We start from the raw sequence: 18,788 nt of genomic DNA, 5'->3' as shown, positions 1-18,788 counted from the left end.
TTAAGGGCTATTGCAGAAGAATTGCGATAGCTCTTTTTGTATGCTGGTAAAGGAGGAGTGATGCGGGATGAATTATTATTTGGGTGTAGATGCCGGAGGAAGCAAAACCTATTGCTTAATCGTGAACGCCAAAGGGGAAACCCTTGGAAGGGGAGTGACCGGCAACGGAAATCATCAGACCAATCCATTGGATGCGGAGAATAATATAGCATTAGCGTGCTTAAGCGCGCTCCGGGAGGCAGGACTTAAACCGGATGAGGTTACGTCAGCCTATTTCGGGCTTGCCGGAGCGGACCGGGAACCGGATTACCGAATCCTGCGCCCGATGATCGCCAGGCTTGGGTTTCCCAGACATGCCATCGCCTGCGATACCATGATCGCCATGCGCGCCGGTACGGACCGTTCTTACGGAGCCGTTGTCATCAGTGGTACCGGATTCAACGCGGCTGCAAGAAACCGGGCTGGAGAAGAGGTTCAGTACGGGGGATTTGGCTATTTATTCGGAGACGGGCAGGGATCCGGACGGGATATGGCTAATTTTGTTTTCCGCTCGGCGATCCGTGCTTGGGATGGCCGCGGAAGGCCTACTCTGCTTCATGACATGGTGTTGGAGGCGACGGGGTTCGCAAGTGTTCCCGAGATGCTGGATGCGGCTCTGGATGAAGGATATACCCCGCCTTTGCATGTGGCCGAGCTGATGTTCCGGGCGGCAAGCCAAGGAGACGAAGTGGCCGTAGGCATTCTAGCCGAACAGGGGATGGAGCTTGGCAATGCGGCGGCGGCATTAATCAAGCGGCTAGGAATGGAGCAGGAACAGTTCGATGTCGTATTGGGCGGAAGCGTGCTGGCAAAAAGCGTGCCGGGCATCATGCAGGATGCGCTTGAAAAGAGAGTGCTACAAACCGCCCCCAATGCCAGGATTGCCAGGATTACCATGGAACCCGTAGCCGGGGCCGTGCTTAGCGCCATGGACCAAGCCGGGGTTCAGGCGGAGCCCGTGGTCATGCAAAATCTAAAAAAGGTTTCATTTGACGATTTGAAAGGGGATGCGAAGTGATGAAAGAGCAACGGAGTATCAAAATCGCGGTCATTGGCGGAGGCTCTTCTTATACGCCCGAGCTGGTTGAAGGATTAATCAAAGGTTACGGGGATATGCCGGTTTCCGAACTGTGGCTGGTCGACATCGAAGAAGGAAGACAAAAGCTTGAAACCGTCGGGAATTTGGCCAAACGAATGGTGAAAAAATCGGGGATTCCGATGGAGGTTCATCTGACGATGGATCGGCGTACGGCGATTCGGGGAGCGGACTTTGTTACGACTCAGATGCGCGTGGGACAATTGGAAGCCCGAAAGCTGGATGAGCATATTCCGATCTCTCACAGTGTCATCGGCCAGGAAACGACAGGTCCGGGCGGCATGTTTAAAGCGCTGCGTACCATTCCGGTCATTCTGGATATTTGCCGTGATATCGAAGAACTCGCCCCGAACGCCTGGATGCTGAATTTCACGAATCCGGCCGGAATGGTTACGGAGGCGGTAATCAAATATTCCCGGGTGAAAACCGTCGGATTGTGCAATTCCCCCATCAACTTCAAGAAATTTTTGGCAGAAGCCTACCGAACGCCGGAGAGCAGAGTGCTGCCTGAATTCGTCGGAATCAATCATTTACACTGGGTGACATCGGCGCTGGTTGACGGCAAAGAGAGATTGCCGGAACTTCTGATGGGCAAAGGCGAATACACCGCCAAAAATGTGCCCACTTTGGGATGGGACCCCGAGTTTTTACAGTCGCTGGTTTCGATTCCGACTTACTATTTAAAATACTACTATATGACGTCCGAAATGCTTGAAGAAGAAAAGGCGTCGCTCGAAAAGGACGGGACCCGTGCCGATGTCGTTAGCCGCGTGGAAAAAGAATTGTTCGAGCTTTATGCCGACGAGTCCCTGGAAGAAAAGCCGAAGCAGCTCGAGCAGCGGGGCGGCGCATTTTACTCCGAGGCCGCGGTTCAATTAATGCAGTCGCTATATCTGGGTCGGAACGATATTCAAACCCTGAACGTACCGAATGACGGGATCTATGATTTTCTCCCGGAAGATGCCAGCATTGAAATCAACTGCGTCGTCACTTCAGCAGGTCCGATCCCGCTTGCTCCAAAGCATGTTCCGCAGCAAATCAAGGGTCTGCTGCATGCGGTTAAAACTTACGAAAGCTTGGCGATCGACGCCGCGGTCAGCGGCGACCGGGGGCTTGCCCTGCAGGCAATGGTTCATCATCCTCTGGTGCCTTCGGTTTCCACGGCCAAAATGCTGCTGGACGAGATGCTGGAAGCTCACCGGAAATACCTCCCCAACTTTTTTGCATGATCCTTTTGAACTAATCATCTGCCGTAATCCAAGCAGCAAGGCGGCCGGAACGCTCCGGCTGCTTTTTTTATGGTATGGATCATCTGTTCTGATAGCAAATAAGAGCTTTTCTCCAAATGCTTCCTTTCTTGCATCTTGCCGTTATGATATATTTTGTTTAGAGAATCTGGACATGCCAAAAGCCGGTTAGGCTACTAACGTTGAAGGAGAGATTGCGGAATGATTAAGCATATCGTGTTGTTTAAATTGAAGGACTCGTCGCCGGAAAGCATTGGAATTACGGCGGGAGTGCTGAGAGGTTTACAAGGCAAAGTAGAGCAGCTCAAGGAACTGGAAGTGGGGATCGACGTGGTCAAATCCGCCCGTTCCTACGATATCGCCCTGGTGGCAACCTTCGATTCTCTCGACGATCTCGAAGGGTATCAGGTCCATCCCGAGCACAAGAAAGTGATCGAGCATATGTCCCAAGTCCGTGAAAGCCAGGTTGCAGTCGATTTCGAATTCTAATAAGAGCGGGAGAGAACGTGATGTACTATGTAAACCGGGAACAAATCGAACGCCGGCTGAACGTGCTTCCCGAGGTGGTACAAATCCTTGAGGCTGCCGGATCAAATGGTGAAGCTGCATTGCTTGAGCGTTATGCCGAAGAAAGGGCGCTTCATTTGGCGATTGAAATCGTGACGGATGTGGGGAGCTACTTGATTGACGGGTTTATTATGCGTGATGCCAGCAGCTACGAGGATATCGTAGAAATCATGCATGATGAGAAAGTAATCGATGACGGCCTGTTTCAGGTGCTGACCGAACTGGTCCGGTTGCGTAAACCGCTGGTTCAGGAGTATTTTGACTGGGACCGAAGCGGAAATCATGCTCTGGCCGGACGCCTTCCGCAGGTTCTGGACGATTTTTCCCGCCGCGTGAGGGAGTATTTGGATAAGGAAGGAATCGCGTCATGACAGTCGCCAATTTTTTTGCTGAGAAGTGTGACGGGATAAGCCCGTTTTGCTTATAATATATTAACGATATAGGCATTCGCCCTGATTAAAGTGATAGGGATTCTGTTCCCGACATGTTGATCGCGGCATATGCCTGACAAGGAGAGATGAAACGTGGGTAAAGGGAATAAAGGTTGGATTTGGGGTGCCGCCATCGGTACGATCGTAGGTTCGGTGACAGCGCTGCTGTTTGCTCCGAAACCCGGACGCGAGCTGCGTAAGGATATCGCCGATGGTGCACGTCAGGTAGGGGAGAAAACGCAGGAAGTAGCCGGGAAAGTCAGCGAACAGAGCAGCCAACTGGCCGGCAAGGTAAAGGAAACGGCTGAGGGCCTGGTGAACGATTTCCAGGCATGGCGGGGGGCCAAAGGGAATACGGAAGCCGATGACAAGGAAGTGCTGATTTCTTCCTTTGGGGAAGAAGAGGCATCTGCTCCTGAAGAAACGGCTGTTATCGGCGTAGCGGAAGAAACGGCGCTTGAAGCAGCCCCAGCCGAAAAATCCGACGCCGGAAGTCCTTCTGCTGAGGATATCGTCCCGGCAGCGGATACGGACACGGAAGAAAAATTGTAATTTGGATATTGAGGCGCAAAGAGACCCGAAAGGGTCTTTTTGTTGCGCTAAGGATAAAAATGGCAGCAGCCCTTTTGGTTGTACCGCAATATAAATTAAGTTAAGATTTAGGTACGCTTTATGCCGGAAAAACATAAAGTAGAAGAGAAAAAGCAATTCAAATTTTGGCAAAAGGAAGCGGTATGTTCGTGCAGCAAGCCATCGCAATACTAGACTCGGGCGTGGGAGGCCTCACTGTCGTCAAGGAAGTTATGAGACAGCTGCCTAGAGAAAAAATTATTTATTTCGGGGATACCGCGCGCACCCCCTATGGACCCCGTTCCTCTGAAGAGGTGCGCCTGTTTACCGAGCAAATTGTAGATTTTTTGATTCAATTCGACCCTAAAATGATCGTAATCGCGTGCAATACCGCAACAGCGGCGGCTTTGGATTACATCCAGGCCAAAGTTACGATTCCCGTTATCGGCGTCATTTATCCGGGGGCGCGCGCTGCAATCAGCGCGACCAAGACGGGGAAAATCGGCGTCATCGGGACGATCGGCACGATTCGGAGCGGCGCGTACACCGCTGCGCTAAAAGAGCTGAATCCGGCAATTGAAATTGTCAGTGAGGCCTGTCCCACGCTGGTTCCGCTTGTGGAACAGGGACGTTATGAAATGCCTGAAGCGCTGGAGGTTGTCCAGGAGGCGCTTCGCGAAATTAAACAGTACCCGATCGATTGTATGATATTGGGTTGTACTCATTATCCATTTTTGAAAACAACGATGAATCAGGTAATGGGTCCTGGTGTCAAGCTCATCAGTTCCGCAGATGAGACCGCCAGGGAGATCAGCACGGTACTACATCAAAAAGGACGGTTGGCGCGGGGAAGCGACATTCCGGTTCACCAGTTTTTCTGCAGCGGGGATCCGGAAATGTTCCGAAAAATCGCGCTGCAATGGCTGGGCAAGCAGATTGAACTGACGCCAATCGTCTGGCAGGTCTCGAATCCTTCCAGATGAAACAAAAAACCTTTGGACAGGAGTTTTCCCGCCAAAGGTTTTTTTGTACAGAGTCAGTTATACGGCAAGAGTATGGGGACACATGACCCGCAGGGCTCCGGGATCTGCCGATGCGGTGAGTGGGGTCGAGGAGACAGGTTCGCCGTCTCCGAGCGCCAGCCTGGGCAGGCTGCTTCGGACGGTGACGTTTCGCCCGCGGAGCATACTTACGAAGGAAAACCGGGTATGCTTGCCGAACAGCAGCGTCGGAAACAGCAGCATCAGCTTAAAGCGCGAACAGTCGTGAACGATGCAGATGTCCAACAAACCGTCATCGGGTTTAGCTTCAGGGCAGATCGAAAGTCCGCCCCCATAGGTGGTCACGTTGTTGACTGCGGCTAGCCAGCCCGATGTATACGTGTATTCTTGTCCGTCGCACTCGACGGTCAGCGGAGCGGGGCGGAACGTGAGGAGCGTATGGAAGACGCCGATTACGTAGGCGAGACGACCCATGCCGAACCAGTTGCATATTTTTTTGTAACGGCTGCGGTTTACATTGTGCGCGACTTCTGCGTCAAAACCGACGGCCAGTGCGGTAAGCGTGCTGCCGCCGGAGATGGAGATGAGGTCGGTGCTCCGGGGCATTCCCTCCAGCATGATATCCAGTGCGGCAGCCGTTTTTCTCGGAATGCGGAACCCACGGGCTGTATCATTGCCGGAACCGGCCGGAAAGACGGCGAGCGGAACGCCCGAATCGCGCATGGCCGGGAGCAGGCTGTGGATCGTGCCGTCCCCGCCTACGACGCCAACCGCGCTCCAGCCGGATTTGTTGGCGAGCCGGTCTATTAGATATGAATGCGCTTCCTCCGCACTCTGGGTAAATATATAATCATAGGGTATGCTCCGGTGGTGTAGAAGCTCCTGGATTTTTTTCCAAACCCGGTAGCCTCCTCCGTTTCCGGAATTTCTATTCACGATAAATAAATACATGGTCATTCCTCCATCAATTTAGCAAGCATCCATCTGTAATTTCAGTGTAAGCAAATTAGCTTTAAAAAGAAATCATTTTTAAGTAAAAAGGAGTATTCTCATGCAGCTGATTGCCATGATAACGATGTTGATCGACCATGTCGGACTGCTGTTTTTTCCCGGCGACTTGTTATGGAGAGTGATCGGCCGGATCGCATTTCCGATTTACGCTTATGCGCTTGTTCAAGGTTACGCGCACACCTCGAATTTTAGAAGATATGCGATAAGACTGCTGCTGATTGCGGTCGTGTCTCAAATCCCTTATCAGTTGGTGTTGAATGACGGTTTGAATGTGGTTGCAACCTTGTTGGGAGCTATGCTCGTGCTGCGGCTTTTAGACAGTATTAAACCCGGACCCTTGTCGGTCCTGGTCATTGCAGGCTCATGCATTATCATGGAGGTGCTACCGTTCGATTACGGGGCATATGGACTGCTCCTTGTGCTTATATTCAAATATGCGCGCTCCACGCAAATGTTGCTGATGCATCTGCTGCTGAATTTCGTTTATTTGATGTCCTACGGCTGGGTCATTCAAATGGTCAGCCTCTTGCCGACGCTGATTATCGCTTTTGGGCCGGACATTTGGAGAAGATTGGAGTCTTGGCGCGTGCCGTCTTGGGTGTGGCGGTCTTTTTATCCCGTCCATCTGTTTGTTTTAGCATTGATTGTTTTCGGACTGCGCTTTGGGGTCGGATAACGAATATCGCAAATTTCCGTTGTAGGACGTACTCTCGGATTGGATGATGTAATTTGGGGAGGGGGCTTGGAAAATCTGGTTGGAGCAGAAGATGAAATCCGTCGTCCCATCGTCGCGATGGAGCGCGGCGGATACCGCAACGCCGATTTCGTAGGTCAAATGAATGCTTTACTGAACATCTATGACGGTTTGAACTGCCGGCAAATCGGAAGCAGTGTGCTCGGGAAGCCGTTGTATGCGCTAATCCTGGGAAAAGGGCCAGAGCCGGTGCACATCAATGCCGCGGTCCATGCCAATGAGTGGATTACGGCTCCTCTGCTGTTGCGCTTCGTGGAGGAACTGGCCTCGGGGCGCGGTGCAGGAAATGCTTGCGGGCTGGACGCGGTCACGCTCTGGGCGGTGCCGATGGCGAACCCGGACGGCGCCGATCTGGCGCAGGACGGCATTCCGCCCGGCTGCGCCTGGGCGGAGGAACTGGCCGCGTGGAACGGCGGCAGCGGGGATTTTCGCCGCTGGAAGGCCAATATCCGCGGCGTCGATTTGAACGACCAGTTCCCGGCTTGCTGGGAACTGGAGCGGCAGCGCCGGGGGCTGACGGCCCCGGCGCCGCAGGACTACGGCGGCCCGCATCCGCTCAGCGAGCCGGAGGCGGCCGCGCTGGCCGAGCTGACGCGCGCCGAGCGCTTCAGCCGGGTGCTCTCCTTGCACACGCAGGGCAAGGAGATTTATTGGAACTACCGCGACCGCGAGCCGCGGGAAGCGGAAGCCATGGCCGCGCGGCTTGCCGCGGCGTCCGGCGGCAGGGATAGTGGTGCCGGTTACCGCGCCGTCAAGCTGAGCGGGAGCGACGCGGGCTACAAGGACTGGTTCATCGACGAATTCCGCCGACCCGGTTTTACCGTAGAGGCAGGGGAGGGCGTGAACCCGCTCCCGGTGGGGCAGTTTGATGAAATCTATGAAGGCCTTGCGCCCATCTTGGCAGAATTTATCTGGGGGTAGCGGGCTGTACCTCCGGATTTTTTTGTTCTTTTGCGGCGTATGCCAGGCAAGGAAGGAGACCGGTTTCGGGCTGTCTTAATTGCCTGATTAACGGCTGGGATCGGTAAGGATCATGCTGTTTCGGCGCCAATAAGACCTATTGATTCCTATGAAAAAAGGGTATGTTACTTATATAAGGAGGGGATTGTCGATGAAATGGTCAAAAATCTGGTCATTGCGCCATTGGTCGCATGTTTTTCGCCGGCTTCCCGGATTGCTGCGTTCTCCTCGGGTTCCTTTCTCGGACAAACTGCTTCTAGTGGCACCCGCTTTGCTGTATTGGGTGTTGCCGGACGTACTGCCCTTGATTCCGCTCGACGACATGGCTGTAACGATGCTGTTAATGAACTGGTTCGTGACCCGGGCGGAACGGAAAGACCGGCCCGAGGTAAAACGACTGGATCCATGAACAAGATGTTCTGCGCTTTGGAAAAGTAGACGGGCCGTGCCCGATCCGCATGCAAAGTAATGTTGCACGATAGACGATGTTTCTTTACAATAGGAATGTTGAGGATGTTATTTTGGATAGGATAGGAGAGATCATATGAGCGTCAAGATTACCCGCAATGCGGCGAAAGTGATAAAGAAAGAGCTGGACAAGGAAGAGAATAAAGGGCTGGTTTTGAAGGTGCTCATTACGCATGCTCATGGGGACCACGCTCATTATGGCATGGATTTGGTCAAGCCGAAAGAAAACGACCATATCGTCTCGACCGATAAGGAGATCGACGTGATCCTTGATAAGGACGAGCCGTTGCTGGATGGCGTGAAGTTAGATTATCTGTATTTCCCGCAAGAGGGCTTCGTCATTACGAATCCTTCCAAAGGGAATCACGGAGATCACTAATCAGTATACGATAAGAAGGGAATAGCATGGCTAACGATATACGAATATGCGATAAGTGCAATCATATCCGCATGAAGACGTTTGTGCCGAAACTGCAGAAATTGGCGCCGGACGCCGAGATTAAAATCGGCTGCAAATCGTATTGCGGACCGTGCGGCAAAAGACCTTTCGTCTATATTAACGGCCGCTATGTCAGCGGACCGACGGAGGACGAAGTGCTGGCGAAGGCCGCGCCCTTTGTAAAGAAACCTAAAGAATAAGCGTTAAATAAAGCCGCCGTGATACTCAGATCAGGGCGGCTTTTTGCTGGATTTCATATGTGAATGAACACCTAGACTTATTGTTCTTTACGGTACAGTTCGCGGCTCTTATAGCCTGCGCCAAGAATCATTTTCATCTCCTCCCGGCGCTTGGTTCTTGTTTCCTCTTGTTTGGCGCTGTACACGTATCTGGCCCAATCTTTTTGATAACCCGGCGTCAAGGACTGATAAAAGGCAAGTAATTCCGGCGTGTCCTGCAAATCTTGCTCCACCTTCGGGATCATTGCTTCATAATCATCTACGCGCTGACTTGCTGCGGTCTTGGCCTGATGTTTAGTTGAGGCAGCTTCTTTCAACCCCACGACAGTAAAGACGTCATCTAGTCCTACCATACGGGCAAATTTGATATCGCTCGTTCCCACATACCCGTCTTTGTCCGCGCCTAACCCATCCAATAAATTATCGCGATGAATGAAGGTAGAGTATATTTTATTGCCCTTTTTCGGATAAGCCATGAACAGATACCCGTCTTTCTCAAGGCGGTCTTCTGCGATTACTTGATTGACAAGCTGCTTCAAAGATTCCATATCCAACACAAAGGCAAAAATAAGATCGTACTTGCTTACGGCAAGCCCATGATCGTATGACGGTAATTCGGCCAGATAATCAGCGCCGGAAGGCATATTCAAAACTGCGACTTTTTTATATTTGCGCAAATTGAGTTTTTCTACGATGGATTTCGTCATGGGTTACAGCCCTTTGCCGCCAACAGGCCGTATCTGAAAGGCCTCGACTCCGGCGATGAGCGGCATCGCTTGCTGAATCGAGGCCTTGGTGGCCTCCTGGTCCAGAGAAGCCTTATGAGCCCCGGCATCGTTCCAGATCTCATTCACCCAGATCGTGTCGGGCTCGGAATCCGATACGCTGATCATATATTTCTCGCACTCGGGGATCGCCTCCATTGCGGTCGCGGCGCCCAGCAGGATTTGCACCAAGGCGTCCCTTTGTCCTGCTTTCGCCGTAAATTTGACGTTCATTCCGAATCTGTCCATAAATTACGCCTCCTAAAAATAGTGATGATGTTGTTGACTTGCAATGTAGTACCTGACTTGTACCAGTATAACCGGGTTCACTTTGTTACTTATACCAGTATAGAGCAATCTTTTTGTCCAAGCCACATCCTATAGCAGGCGCTGATGCCCTCTAAGAATGTGACAGACTGATCACTGAATGAACAAAGGACCTGTTCCCGGGTAACGGAATGCAGGTCCCTGTTTTGTCTAGCGATCTTGAATGTCTTGGTTGTTTCGCAGTTCCGGAATCAAATCGGTCATGATCAGATCGTCGGAAATCTGCAGGCGCTTCTTGACTTCCTCGAGAGGAACCCGGCATTTTTCTATATCGTTCTTTTCCCTGGAAGACAGATCGTAGCAGGACCCGTTTTCAAAAACATTGTCCGGGGAAGGGATGTAGTACAGTTTCCCGTCCGTAAAAGCCCCGGAGCGCAAAACGACGAATTTGTTGCCTGAGGCGAAAAGGTTATTGCCCATCATGTAATAGGAATCACTCGGAATCCCCAACAGATGAAGAAGCGATGGAGCCATATCGAGCTGCCCTGCCGCCTGATCGTAAATTCCGCCGTTTTTGCCGTCGGGCAGATGAACCAGCAGCGGTACCTGATTCATGATTTGATGCATATCGAGCTCATTCAGCGACTTGCCGAGGAATTTTTCATAATCGGCCTTGTCCGTGATGGAGTTGTCATGATCCCCGTATACGTAAAGGATGGTGTTATCCCAGATTCCGTCCCGCTTCATTCCCTCCACAAGCTCTCCTAAAGCGGCGTCGGCATAATGGATCGACTCCAGGTAGTTTCCGAAGATGGTATCTTTGAATTCCCCCGTATCAAGCTGGCGGACCGAGGCTGGAAGAGAGTAAGGGTGATGGCTGGACAGCGTAATCAAAAAAGAATAAAAAGGCGGTTGTTCTTTTGTCATGAAACCAAGCGACTGGCGGAAAAACGATTTGTCTCCGAGCGACCAGCCGAGGGATTCATCCATCTTGAAGTCTTTTTTACTGTAAAAATGGTTGTAACCCATCGCTTTGTACATATTAATCCGGTTCCAGAAGCTACCCTCGTAAGCGTGGAAGGCGCCCGTTTCATAGCCGTTCTGGCCAAGAATTTGTGGCAGCGTATCATACGAGTGGTCCGGATACCGCACAAAAACCGATCCGGTTGGCAGGGGATGCAAGGAGCTCTGTGAGGAGAAGTCCGCATCCGAAGTCCGTCCTTGCCCCGTTTGGTGATAATAGTTTGAAAAATAAAGGCTTTCCTGCATCAGTTTGTTGAAATTCGGGGTGATTTCTTCCCCGCCGATCTCTTTGCCGATCATGAAATTCATGAACGCCTCCACCTGGACGACCAGGACGTTACTTCCTTTATAAGCGCCAAATGTGTCATTGTTCTCGTTACGGGCGTCTCCCGCGTCTTCAAACCATTGCCGAGCGGTTTCCTTTTCCTGGTCCGATAGCTCCGGCTTGCCGCCGAGATGCTCTTTGGCGTAACGGTAGGCGTCATAGTAATGGAATCCAAGCAGACCTGTGACATTGTACAGCGAAATGTTCCACCAGCCGCCCTCGAAAAGCCCGACCGCCCACGTTTTGGCATAGAAACGGATCGGCCCCATCGTAATGACAAAACCGAGTACAAAGACGGCGAGGCCCGTGATCAAACGGGACAACCAGCGTGATCGGTAGCTTTGCGTTTGGCCGTTGCGGGTTGTTCCGGAGAACGCGGGTGAGTACCTTCTTCCGGCGAAACGCCTTTTGCTCGTGTTGCGCCGGTAGAAGAGGAGAGACGTTTTGATCACCAGCCAGAGAATCCAGTCTGCGATAAGCCAGAGGTCCTTGGCATGAATCAGAGACAGGATGCTGTCGCCAAGCTCCCCGACCTGGCCTGCTTGCAACAGCACCGGAACCGTGATGAAATCACCGAAGTAGCGATAATAAACCAGGTCAGAAAAAATAAGCGCCGTCAGCAGTACGTTCATGATGATCAAAGCAATGGCCCTGCCCCGACGGGGGAGCCAGAGCGTCCAGAACGACACCAGCAGGATGGAGCCGATGGCGATCACGTCATCCAGCCAATTCATGTCGATATACCGCGCATGGAGATTGTCGTGAAGAAGATGCAGTTTGAAAAATAGGATCAGGGTGAACAAAATATATTCGAAATTGCGGTAATGGGTCAGTTTCTTAAAAAAGCTTTTCGGTTTATCGCCGGAAAGTGCCATGTGGGGCTTTCCTCCTTTCCATTCCAAAACGGAGAAACCCTCCTCCCGGGCATTAATGCCGCGGGGGAAGGGGTCCGAGAAACTGCAGATATTGACATTCGATCCGGCCGTTGAACAGCTTCCGACGTTTATCCGCCTTGCGCTGAAAATCGTGCTCGAACTGCTTTGTCGGTGTCAGCGTGAAAAACGACCAGGTAGGTAGCTCGGCGGTAACGCGGCCAAGCTGGGAAATCAGGCGGCGCACGTCTTTTTCCTCGCCGATCCGTTCACCGTACGGCGGATTCGTAATCATGCAGCCGTAATCGCCTTCCGGCTGAATCTTGACGGCCGGGAGCTGCCGGAAGCTAATCTCCTTGGATAGACCCGCGGCTTTGGCCGCCGCTTCGGCGACTTCGATCGCCCGCGCGTCGATGTCGCTGCCGGCGATATTCAGCGGAATATCGTCCTTTACGGCATCGATCGCCTCATCGCGGGCTTCCTGCCACATCGATTCCGGCAGTACCGGCCAAGCTTCCGAGTTGAACGTGCGCCGCAGCCCCGGCGCGATGTTCCAGGCGATCATCGCCGCCTCGATCGGCAACGTGCCCGAGCCGCAGCACGGGTCGTAGAACGGACGCGACGGGTTCTGGTTCCAGCGGCTGAGCAAAATCATGGCCGCGGCCAGCGTTTCCTTCAGCGGCGCTTCGGTCGCGATTTTACGATAGCCGCGCTTGTGCAGCGCCGGGCCGGTGGTGTCCAGCGTCAGCAATGCCTTGTCGTTCAGCAGGTTGATTTCGATAACGTAACGCGGCCCGTTTTCATCGAACCACTCGTTGTGGTAACTTTCCTTTAATTTCTCGACGACTGCTTTCTTGACGATCCCCTGACAGGCGGGAACGCTGCTGAGCTGCGATTTATGCGACCGCCCCTCAACGGGAAACTCGCCATGGACGGGAATCCAGTCCTGCCAAGGCAAGGCCTTCGTTCCTTCAAACAGTTCATCGAAGGTGAGCGCGGTAAACTCGCCCATCTTGATCAGAATCCGGTCGGAGGTCCGCAGCCACAAATTGCAACGGCAAATATCGGACAGGTCTCCTTTGAACGTAACCCGGCCGTTCTCGACTAAGGTATCCTGGTAGCCCAAATCTTTAAGCTCGCGGGCTACGACAGCCTCGAGTCCCATCGGCGCGGTAGCGATGAGTTCCAATTGTTTTGTTTGTTCTGACATGCTATTCTATCAACTCCGTGAAATACTTGTGGTTCGTATGTAAAAACCATACAATTCAGTATAGGCCAATGTTAAATAAGATACAAACGGGAAATTGAAATGGGGATATGGAGGCGGCGGCCCTTATTATGCTTTTCCCCCTGTTTTTCATGCTGATGTTTCCCGTTGAGTGTTTGACCGATTTGATTGAACCGATAACCGGAGGAGTGTGCGGGATCATGACCCCTGAGCAATATAGTGAAGATTTATATATGGAAGATGAAATTCTGAGTAGTGTAAGCCTTTCAATAAAAGAGAGCGGTTTGAACGATGTGTCGATCGCACCGGGTTATGGCAGGCTGTTGACGATGCTCGCTACCGTATCGAAAGCGGGCTCCATTCTCGAAATAGGGGCTCTCGGCGGCTACAGCGGCGTTTGCCTGGCGCGGGGGATGAAGGAGGGCGGCCGTCTGATATCCTTGGAGCTAAAAGAGGATAATGCCGCTTTGGCCCGCCGGAATCTGGAACTCGCCGGTTTTGGCAGAGGAACCGAATACATGGTGGGCCCGGCGCTGGATAGCCTTAAGCAGTTGGAGAGCCGGGGCGAACGGTTTGACTTTTTTTTGATCGATGCTGACAAAGAAAACTATCCCGTATACCTGGAATACGCGATCCGACTTGCCAAGCCCGGCGCGATCATCGCCGGGGACAATACTTTGCTTCGCGGCCGGACGCTGAATCCGGACAAGAACGGCCCTTCCGTCCTGGCGATGCGGAAATTCAATGATATGATCGCCACCGATGAGCGGCTGATCAGCACCATGCTACCGGCCTATGACGGCTTGGCGCTGGCGGTCGTGAAGTAGCCGGGTAAGCGGCTGCTTCAAATATGGGGATCTTGGGGCTGGACGTAGGTGCCGCGTCCCCTGCCGCGAGCGGGAGAAATTAACTGGATTTCCTACAGTTAATTTCGCTCGAAGGAGCTTTATGACCCAATTAACTGGAAAACCTCCAGCTAATTGGACCATTTTGCATGTGGAGGCGCTGAAACGAAGAAAATAACTGCAAGGTTTCCAGTTATTTCTCTAAACCCGCGCCAAAGTCCGGAATTAACTGTATATTATCCAGCTAATTCGATTCAGAGCAGGCGGCTAATGCTGACCTAGGCGTCGCCTGCTGCGAGCGGGAGAAATTAACTGGATTTCCTACAGTTAATTTCGCTCGAAGGAGCTTTATGGTCCAATTAACTGGAAAACCTCCAGCTAATTGGACCATTTTGCATGTGGAGGCGCTGAAACGAAGAAAATAACTGTAAGGTTTCCAGTTATTTCTCTAAACTCGCGCCAAAGTCCGGAATTAACTGTATATTATCCAGCTAATTCGATTCAGAGCAGGCGGCTAATGCTGACCTAGGCGTCGCCTGCCGCTACCTGAGTGAAATTAACTGGATTTCCTACAGTTAATTTCGCTCGAAAGAGCTTTATGGCCCAATTAACTGGGACTGTATATTATCCAGTTAATTCATTCCGGAGCAGGCGGTCTAGCTAAAGATAGATGTCTGGCCGATATTTGGCTCCTTAAATTATTGAGTCAGTGTTGTTAATGAATATTAGTTTTGATGCACGGCTGAGATGGAACGCTATGGCAGATGCATGGCCTTCTGGTTATAAAGTAACTTTAGAGTTTCGTGATACATTTGCGGGTAAACCGCTAGCGGAAAATAGCGGACCGAGTATGCCGCAAATAGCCTTAGAGTAACATTGTACCGTCACAAACCACACTCGCACGCTCTATATTAAACTTTAACCACAAGCCCTACAACCATCATTCGTATCGAATTTAGAAATTAGCAACCAAATAGCTTCGTAACTTGTACGCCATTTAACCGCTGCATCTCTAGCGTTCACCCAATTTCTTGGTTTGCTAGAAAGGCCGATGTGGTCGGCCTCCGTCATGTATGATAACAACTTGCAGCGGGACTTTGTACGATTAACCAAAACTTAAACCCGCCCGGATCAACCGGACGGGTTTGTTTGCTGAGAAGTTTATTTACCTGAACGACGTCATTTTCGGCTTGGCGTATAGCTTCCATCTTACCCAGATGGTATTGATGAGCAGCAGGATGCCGGAGATGATGAAGATACCCTCGATGCCGATGAAACCGGACAGGAAGCCGCCGACCAGGGAACCGAGCATGTTGCCGAGCGCGAGGGTGCTACTGTTGAAACCGAAGGCCCGGCTTTCCATGCCGTCCGGGGTGTAGAACCGAATCAGCGCGTTTACGCTCGGCAGGAGTCCGCCCATGAAGATTCCCATTAAGAAACGGATGAGGATGAGTTGCCACACCGATTGTACGAACGCTTGTGGAATTAGGGTAGCGGCAGCACCAATCAATGAGAACGTCAAAATGCGGTGCGCTCCGACTTTATCGCTGAATCGTCCCAGTACAGGGGAGGTCACCATGTTCGAAATGCCGGTGACGGCCGTGACAAACCCGGCCCAGAAAGGGACGTCCGTCGCAACGCCATGCAGCTTCTCGACATAGAGAGGCAGTAGGGACATCGGGCTGAGCATGGCGAATTGAAGCAGGAACGTTACCGCGAACAGGGCGGTCAGTTGCGGAGTTTTGCTAAGCTCGATGAAGCCTTGCAGTACGGAGACTTGCGGCGTATGGGCCGCTTCTTCCCGGTCGAACTTCTCGCGCACGAACAGCAGGGCGAGCATGGAGGCGATGAACAGCAGGGCACCGGTGATATAAAAAATGGGGCGAAAACCGACATATTCCGCCATCAGGCCGCCGATCAGCGGGCCAAGGATGGTGCCGGCCACGGTTCCCGACTGGATGGTGCCCATCGCAAAGCCCATCCGTTCCTTCGGCGAGGTGCCCGAGACCAGGGCCACGGCGGCCGGATTAAAGCCGGAGATCGTGCCGTTCAGCAGGCGCAGCGCCAGCAGATGCCAAGGCTGGGTGGCAAAGCCCATCAGCGTTATGACGATGGCCATGCCGAAGCCGGAACGCAGCAGCATGATTTTGCGGCCGTATTTGTCGGCAAGCTTGCCCCACAACGGCTGAAAAATAAAAGATGTGGCAAAGTTCGCGGCGAAGATCAGCCCCGCCCAAATGCCGATGGCATGTTCGCCTTGCACATGCAGATTTCTGGCCAGATACAGCGATAAAAACGGCGTAATCATCGTCATTCCGGCATTGACCAGAAACTGTCCGAACCAAAGCACAATGAGATTGACTTTCCAGGTCTTCAATGTGCTTTCACTTCCTTTCAGCTCATCTGGTTGGAAAACAAAGTCTTTACAGTATAGCATAATTTGCTGGGCGTTCCGGCAGAGGAATGTCATACGATTGTCATCGGACAAGTCGGTGTGACAGTTGTTACTTACTTTTAAAAAAGGCATAATATATATTAAAGATTTATGATTGGAGGCTGGGTTCGTGGCATTTAACGACCGCTTTATCAAGGCTTGCCGCAGGCAGGAAGTCGATCGTCTCCCTGTGTGGTACATGCGCCAGGCAGGCAGATATGATCCGGAGTACCGGAAAATCAAGGAAAAATACAGTTTGCTCGAAATTTGCCGGCAGCCTGAGCTGGCTGCGGAAATTACGATGATGCCGGTGCGCAAACTGGACGTAGACGCGGCTATTTTATATTCGGACATTATGAATCCCGTTGCTTCGCTGGGCATCGACTTTGATATCGTAAAAAATATCGGACCCGTCATCGAAAACCCGATTCGATCCAGAGAAGACATCGAGCGGCTGAAGCCGATTAACGTGGAGAAGGATTTATCGCATATTCTGGAGACGATTTCCATTCTGGACCGGGAACTGGACGTACCGCTGATCACTTTTGCCGGCGCGCCGTTTACGATAGCGAGTTACCTGATTGAAGGCCGTCCTTCGAAAAGCTATATCCGCACGAAGAGCCTGATGTACGGAGAGCCGGAATTGTGGGACAAGCTCATGGGCAAACTCGGCGATATGGTAATCACTTATCTGCGGGCCCATGTGAACAGCGGCGGCAAAGCGTTCCAACTGTTCGACAGTTGGGTCGGTGCGCTGGCACCAAAAGATTTTGAGCGCTTTGTTTTGCCTACGATTACCCGTATTTTTGCCGAACTTGACGATTTGGATGTACCGAAAATATATTTTCCCGGCGTGAGCTCGGGGGAGCTGTTGCCGACGCTTACGGGGCTTAAAGCCGATGTGATCGGCCTTGACTGGCGCGTATCCATTGCGGAGGGACGCCGCCGGACCGGCGGAAAGTTTGCTATACAGGGCAACCTCGATCCGTATATTTTAACCGCTCCTATGGACATCATTAAACAATATGCCAAGGATTTAATGGATCAGGGAGCGCAAGAGCCCGGATACATATTTAATCTCGGCCATGGATTGTTTCCCGAAGCTTCAATTGAGAAGTTGAAGGAGTTGACGTCCTTCGTGCACGAATATTCGGAGAAAGCCATCCGCGAGCGGAAACAGTATCAACTGAACTCATGACATGAACTTGTTGAGGTGAAAACAGGATGAACACGAAAATCGGCGTATTGGTGATGTCCTACGGCACACCGCAAAGTTTGGATCAAATCGAACCGTATTATACGCATATCCGCCGGGGGAATCCGCCTACCGCGGAGCAACTGAAAGAATTGAAAGACCGCTATGAAGCGATCGTCGGCGGCGTATTTCCACTTCGCGCCAACACCGATAATCAAGTGGTCGCATTGCAAGACACGTTAAATCGGTTGAATCCTTATGGCGATAAGGAGTTCGTATGTTACCAGGGATTGAAACATGCCAGCCCGTTTATAGAAGACGGCGTAGAGGCGATGGCCGGAGACGGCATTAAGAAGGCGGTCGGAATCGTACTTGCCCCGCATTATTCCGTGATGAGCATCGGAGGTTACATCAAGCGGGCGGAGGCGAAGGCGGCGGAAGCCGGAATCGCCATGGAGTTCATTCGCAGCTATCATTTGCATCCGAAATTGATTGAGGCATTGGCCGCAAGAGTGTCGAAGAAACTGGATTTGTTCGAGGAAGCGGGAGCCGAGCGGAGCAAAGTGAGAGTTCTGTTCAGCGCGCATAGCCTGCCGCAAAAGATTTTGGAAATGGGGGATCCTTACCAGGATCAATTGATGGAGACCTCCCGGGCGGTTGCCGAAGCAACAGGCGTCAACTCGTGGCAATTTACCTGGCAGAGCGCGGGCCGGACGGCCGAACCGTGGCTTGGCCCGGACATTTTGGATACGCTGCGCAGCTTGAGCCAGGAGCAGGTGGAAGACGTGCTGGTTACTCCGGTCGGATTTGTGTCGGACCACCTGGAAGTGCTGTACGATCTCGATATCGAAGCCAAGGGAATCGCAAAAGAGCTGGATATGCGGCTTGAGCGGATCGATTCATTGAATACCGACCCGCTTTATATGGAGGCGCTCAGCGATTTGGTTTTCCAGGCCGAGGAAAAAGAATAGAACTATTACGTTTATCCCAGTACCGTATCAGCTCAATCAGGC

The 18,788-nt window shown here is 52.1% G+C and carries 20 protein-coding genes; 14 read left to right on the top strand and 6 right to left on the bottom strand.

What is annotated here, in order from left to right; all coding sequences use genetic code 11:
* The first annotated feature begins 67 nt into the window (after nt 1–67).
* The 6 genes from DFP94_RS09980 to racE all read left to right on the top strand — a co-directional run bounded on the left by DFP94_RS09980 (nt 68) and on the right by racE (nt 4,933).
* Nucleotides 68–1,057, top strand: coding sequence for an N-acetylglucosamine kinase (locus DFP94_RS09980; protein ID WP_114496314.1), 990 nt, complete (start codon nt 68–70; stop codon nt 1,055–1,057).
* A complete protein-coding gene (locus DFP94_RS09975; RefSeq protein ID WP_114496313.1) occupies nt 1,057–2,364 on the top strand; it encodes a 6-phospho-beta-glucosidase in 1,308 nt (435 codons plus the stop codon). The genes DFP94_RS09980 and DFP94_RS09975 overlap by 1 nt, the downstream gene beginning before the upstream one ends.
* A 219-nt stretch (nt 2,365–2,583) precedes the next feature.
* Nucleotides 2,584–2,871 (top strand): Dabb family protein, encoded by a 288-nt coding sequence (locus DFP94_RS09970; RefSeq protein WP_114496312.1) that lies wholly within the window; start codon nt 2,584–2,586, stop codon nt 2,869–2,871.
* 20 nt (nt 2,872–2,891) lie between these two features.
* Nucleotides 2,892–3,320, top strand: a complete 429-nt coding sequence (locus DFP94_RS09965) for a DUF86 domain-containing protein (protein WP_114496311.1) — start codon at nt 2,892–2,894, stop codon at nt 3,318–3,320.
* Between the two features lie 153 nt (nt 3,321–3,473).
* Nucleotides 3,474–3,932, top strand: a complete 459-nt coding sequence (locus DFP94_RS09960) for a YtxH domain-containing protein (RefSeq protein WP_114496310.1) — start codon at nt 3,474–3,476, stop codon at nt 3,930–3,932.
* Between the two features lie 182 nt (nt 3,933–4,114).
* The gene (gene racE / locus DFP94_RS09955; RefSeq protein ID WP_181873091.1) at nt 4,115–4,933 is read left to right on the top strand and encodes a glutamate racemase; all 819 of its coding nucleotides are present in this window, start codon (nt 4,115–4,117) and stop codon (nt 4,931–4,933) included.
* A gap of 57 nt (nt 4,934–4,990) precedes the next feature.
* Here the strand turns inward: racE and DFP94_RS09950 are convergent, their stop codons facing one another.
* Nucleotides 4,991–5,902 carry a diacylglycerol/lipid kinase family protein gene (locus tag DFP94_RS09950; protein ID WP_114496309.1) on the bottom strand — a complete coding sequence of 304 codons (912 nt, stop codon included), beginning with the start codon at nt 5,900–5,902 and terminating at the stop codon, nt 4,991–4,993.
* A 100-nt stretch (nt 5,903–6,002) separates the two neighbouring features.
* Here DFP94_RS09950 and DFP94_RS09945 point away from each other — a divergent pair, with 100 nt between their 5' ends.
* The 5 genes from DFP94_RS09945 (at nt 6,003) to DFP94_RS09925 (ending at nt 8,783) form a co-directional block, all read left to right on the top strand.
* Nucleotides 6,003–6,638, top strand: coding sequence for a TraX family protein (locus tag DFP94_RS09945; protein ID WP_114496308.1), 636 nt, complete (start codon nt 6,003–6,005; stop codon nt 6,636–6,638).
* 66 nt (nt 6,639–6,704) lie between these two features.
* Nucleotides 6,705–7,637: a M14 family metallopeptidase gene (locus DFP94_RS09940; RefSeq protein ID WP_245954664.1), complete on the top strand. Its 933-nt coding sequence runs from the start codon at nt 6,705–6,707 to the stop codon at nt 7,635–7,637.
* Between the two features lie 190 nt (nt 7,638–7,827).
* Nucleotides 7,828–8,085 (top strand): hypothetical protein, encoded by a 258-nt coding sequence (locus DFP94_RS09935; protein ID WP_114496307.1) that lies wholly within the window; start codon nt 7,828–7,830, stop codon nt 8,083–8,085.
* Between the two features lie 135 nt (nt 8,086–8,220).
* The gene (locus tag DFP94_RS09930) at nt 8,221–8,523 is read left to right on the top strand and encodes a HesB/IscA family protein (protein ID WP_114496306.1); all 303 of its coding nucleotides are present in this window, start codon (nt 8,221–8,223) and stop codon (nt 8,521–8,523) included.
* A 26-nt stretch (nt 8,524–8,549) separates the two neighbouring features.
* Nucleotides 8,550–8,783, top strand: coding sequence for a YuzB family protein (locus DFP94_RS09925; protein ID WP_114496305.1), 234 nt, complete (start codon nt 8,550–8,552; stop codon nt 8,781–8,783).
* A 77-nt stretch (nt 8,784–8,860) separates the two neighbouring features.
* Here DFP94_RS09925 and DFP94_RS09920 read toward each other — a convergent pair whose 3' ends face one another.
* From DFP94_RS09920 to DFP94_RS09905, 4 genes are all read right to left on the bottom strand, one after another.
* A complete protein-coding gene (locus tag DFP94_RS09920; RefSeq protein WP_114496304.1) occupies nt 8,861–9,529 on the bottom strand; it encodes a YdeI/OmpD-associated family protein in 669 nt (222 codons plus the stop codon).
* A 3-nt stretch (nt 9,530–9,532) separates the two neighbouring features.
* Nucleotides 9,533–9,835, bottom strand: coding sequence for a putative quinol monooxygenase (locus DFP94_RS09915; protein ID WP_114496303.1), 303 nt, complete (start codon nt 9,833–9,835; stop codon nt 9,533–9,535).
* 228 nt (nt 9,836–10,063) lie between these two features.
* Nucleotides 10,064–12,076: an LTA synthase family protein gene (locus DFP94_RS09910; protein WP_114496302.1), complete on the bottom strand. Its 2,013-nt coding sequence runs from the start codon at nt 12,074–12,076 to the stop codon at nt 10,064–10,066.
* A gap of 52 nt (nt 12,077–12,128) precedes the next feature.
* The gene (locus tag DFP94_RS09905) at nt 12,129–13,283 is read right to left on the bottom strand and encodes a THUMP domain-containing class I SAM-dependent RNA methyltransferase (protein WP_114496301.1); all 1,155 of its coding nucleotides are present in this window, start codon (nt 13,281–13,283) and stop codon (nt 12,129–12,131) included.
* Between the two features lie 218 nt (nt 13,284–13,501).
* Here DFP94_RS09905 and DFP94_RS09900 point away from each other — a divergent pair, with 218 nt between their 5' ends.
* The gene (locus DFP94_RS09900) at nt 13,502–14,128 is read left to right on the top strand and encodes an O-methyltransferase (RefSeq protein ID WP_181873090.1); all 627 of its coding nucleotides are present in this window, start codon (nt 13,502–13,504) and stop codon (nt 14,126–14,128) included.
* Nucleotides 14,129–15,311: 1,183 nt separating this feature from the next.
* Here DFP94_RS09900 and DFP94_RS09895 read toward each other — a convergent pair.
* A complete protein-coding gene (locus DFP94_RS09895; RefSeq protein ID WP_181873089.1) occupies nt 15,312–16,583 on the bottom strand; it encodes an MFS transporter in 1,272 nt (423 codons plus the stop codon).
* Between the two features lie 127 nt (nt 16,584–16,710).
* On the opposite strand from DFP94_RS09895, the gene hemE reads away from it, so the two are divergent.
* Both hemE and hemH read left to right on the top strand, forming a co-directional pair.
* Nucleotides 16,711–17,778, top strand: coding sequence for a uroporphyrinogen decarboxylase (gene hemE, locus DFP94_RS09890; protein ID WP_114496299.1), 1,068 nt, complete (start codon nt 16,711–16,713; stop codon nt 17,776–17,778).
* A 26-nt stretch (nt 17,779–17,804) separates the two neighbouring features.
* Nucleotides 17,805–18,746, top strand: a complete 942-nt coding sequence (gene hemH / locus DFP94_RS09885) for a ferrochelatase (RefSeq protein ID WP_114496298.1) — start codon at nt 17,805–17,807, stop codon at nt 18,744–18,746.
* The last annotated feature ends 42 nt before the right edge of the window (nt 18,747–18,788 follow it).

Source organism: Fontibacillus phaseoli, from assembly GCF_003337355.1.
Classification (GTDB): domain Bacteria; phylum Bacillota; class Bacilli; order Paenibacillales; family Paenibacillaceae; genus Fontibacillus; species Fontibacillus phaseoli.
The sequence above is the reverse complement of the archived record's forward strand: the minus strand, read 5'-3'. Positions and strand labels throughout refer to the sequence as shown.

What these genes read in the sequence shown, in the direction of transcription:
- DFP94_RS09980 (WP_114496314.1), top strand. Translation starts at nt 68, where the DNA reads ATGAATTATTATTTGGGTGTAGATGCCGGAGGAAGCAAAACCTATTGC.
- DFP94_RS09975 (WP_114496313.1), top strand. Translation starts at nt 1,057, where the DNA reads ATGAAAGAGCAACGGAGTATCAAAATCGCGGTCATTGGCGGAGGCTCT.
- DFP94_RS09970 (WP_114496312.1), top strand. Translation starts at nt 2,584, where the DNA reads ATGATTAAGCATATCGTGTTGTTTAAATTGAAGGACTCGTCGCCGGAA.
- DFP94_RS09965 (WP_114496311.1), top strand. Translation starts at nt 2,892, where the DNA reads ATGTACTATGTAAACCGGGAACAAATCGAACGCCGGCTGAACGTGCTT.
- racE (WP_181873091.1), top strand. Translation starts at nt 4,115, where the DNA reads ATGTTCGTGCAGCAAGCCATCGCAATACTAGACTCGGGCGTGGGAGGC.
- DFP94_RS09950 (WP_114496309.1), bottom strand. Translation starts at nt 5,902, where the DNA reads ATGTATTTATTTATCGTGAATAGAAATTCCGGAAACGGAGGAGGCTAC.
- DFP94_RS09945 (WP_114496308.1), top strand. Translation starts at nt 6,003, where the DNA reads ATGCAGCTGATTGCCATGATAACGATGTTGATCGACCATGTCGGACTG.
- DFP94_RS09935 (WP_114496307.1), top strand. Translation starts at nt 7,828, where the DNA reads ATGAAATGGTCAAAAATCTGGTCATTGCGCCATTGGTCGCATGTTTTT.
- DFP94_RS09930 (WP_114496306.1), top strand. Translation starts at nt 8,221, where the DNA reads ATGAGCGTCAAGATTACCCGCAATGCGGCGAAAGTGATAAAGAAAGAG.
- DFP94_RS09925 (WP_114496305.1), top strand. Translation starts at nt 8,550, where the DNA reads ATGGCTAACGATATACGAATATGCGATAAGTGCAATCATATCCGCATG.
- DFP94_RS09920 (WP_114496304.1), bottom strand. Translation starts at nt 9,529, where the DNA reads ATGACGAAATCCATCGTAGAAAAACTCAATTTGCGCAAATATAAAAAA.
- DFP94_RS09915 (WP_114496303.1), bottom strand. Translation starts at nt 9,835, where the DNA reads ATGGACAGATTCGGAATGAACGTCAAATTTACGGCGAAAGCAGGACAA.
- DFP94_RS09910 (WP_114496302.1), bottom strand. Translation starts at nt 12,076, where the DNA reads ATGGCACTTTCCGGCGATAAACCGAAAAGCTTTTTTAAGAAACTGACC.
- DFP94_RS09905 (WP_114496301.1), bottom strand. Translation starts at nt 13,283, where the DNA reads ATGTCAGAACAAACAAAACAATTGGAACTCATCGCTACCGCGCCGATG.
- DFP94_RS09900 (WP_181873090.1), top strand. Translation starts at nt 13,502, where the DNA reads ATGACCCCTGAGCAATATAGTGAAGATTTATATATGGAAGATGAAATT.
- DFP94_RS09895 (WP_181873089.1), bottom strand. Translation starts at nt 16,583, where the DNA reads ATGCTATACTGTAAAGACTTTGTTTTCCAACCAGATGAGCTGAAAGGA.
- hemH (WP_114496298.1), top strand. Translation starts at nt 17,805, where the DNA reads ATGAACACGAAAATCGGCGTATTGGTGATGTCCTACGGCACACCGCAA.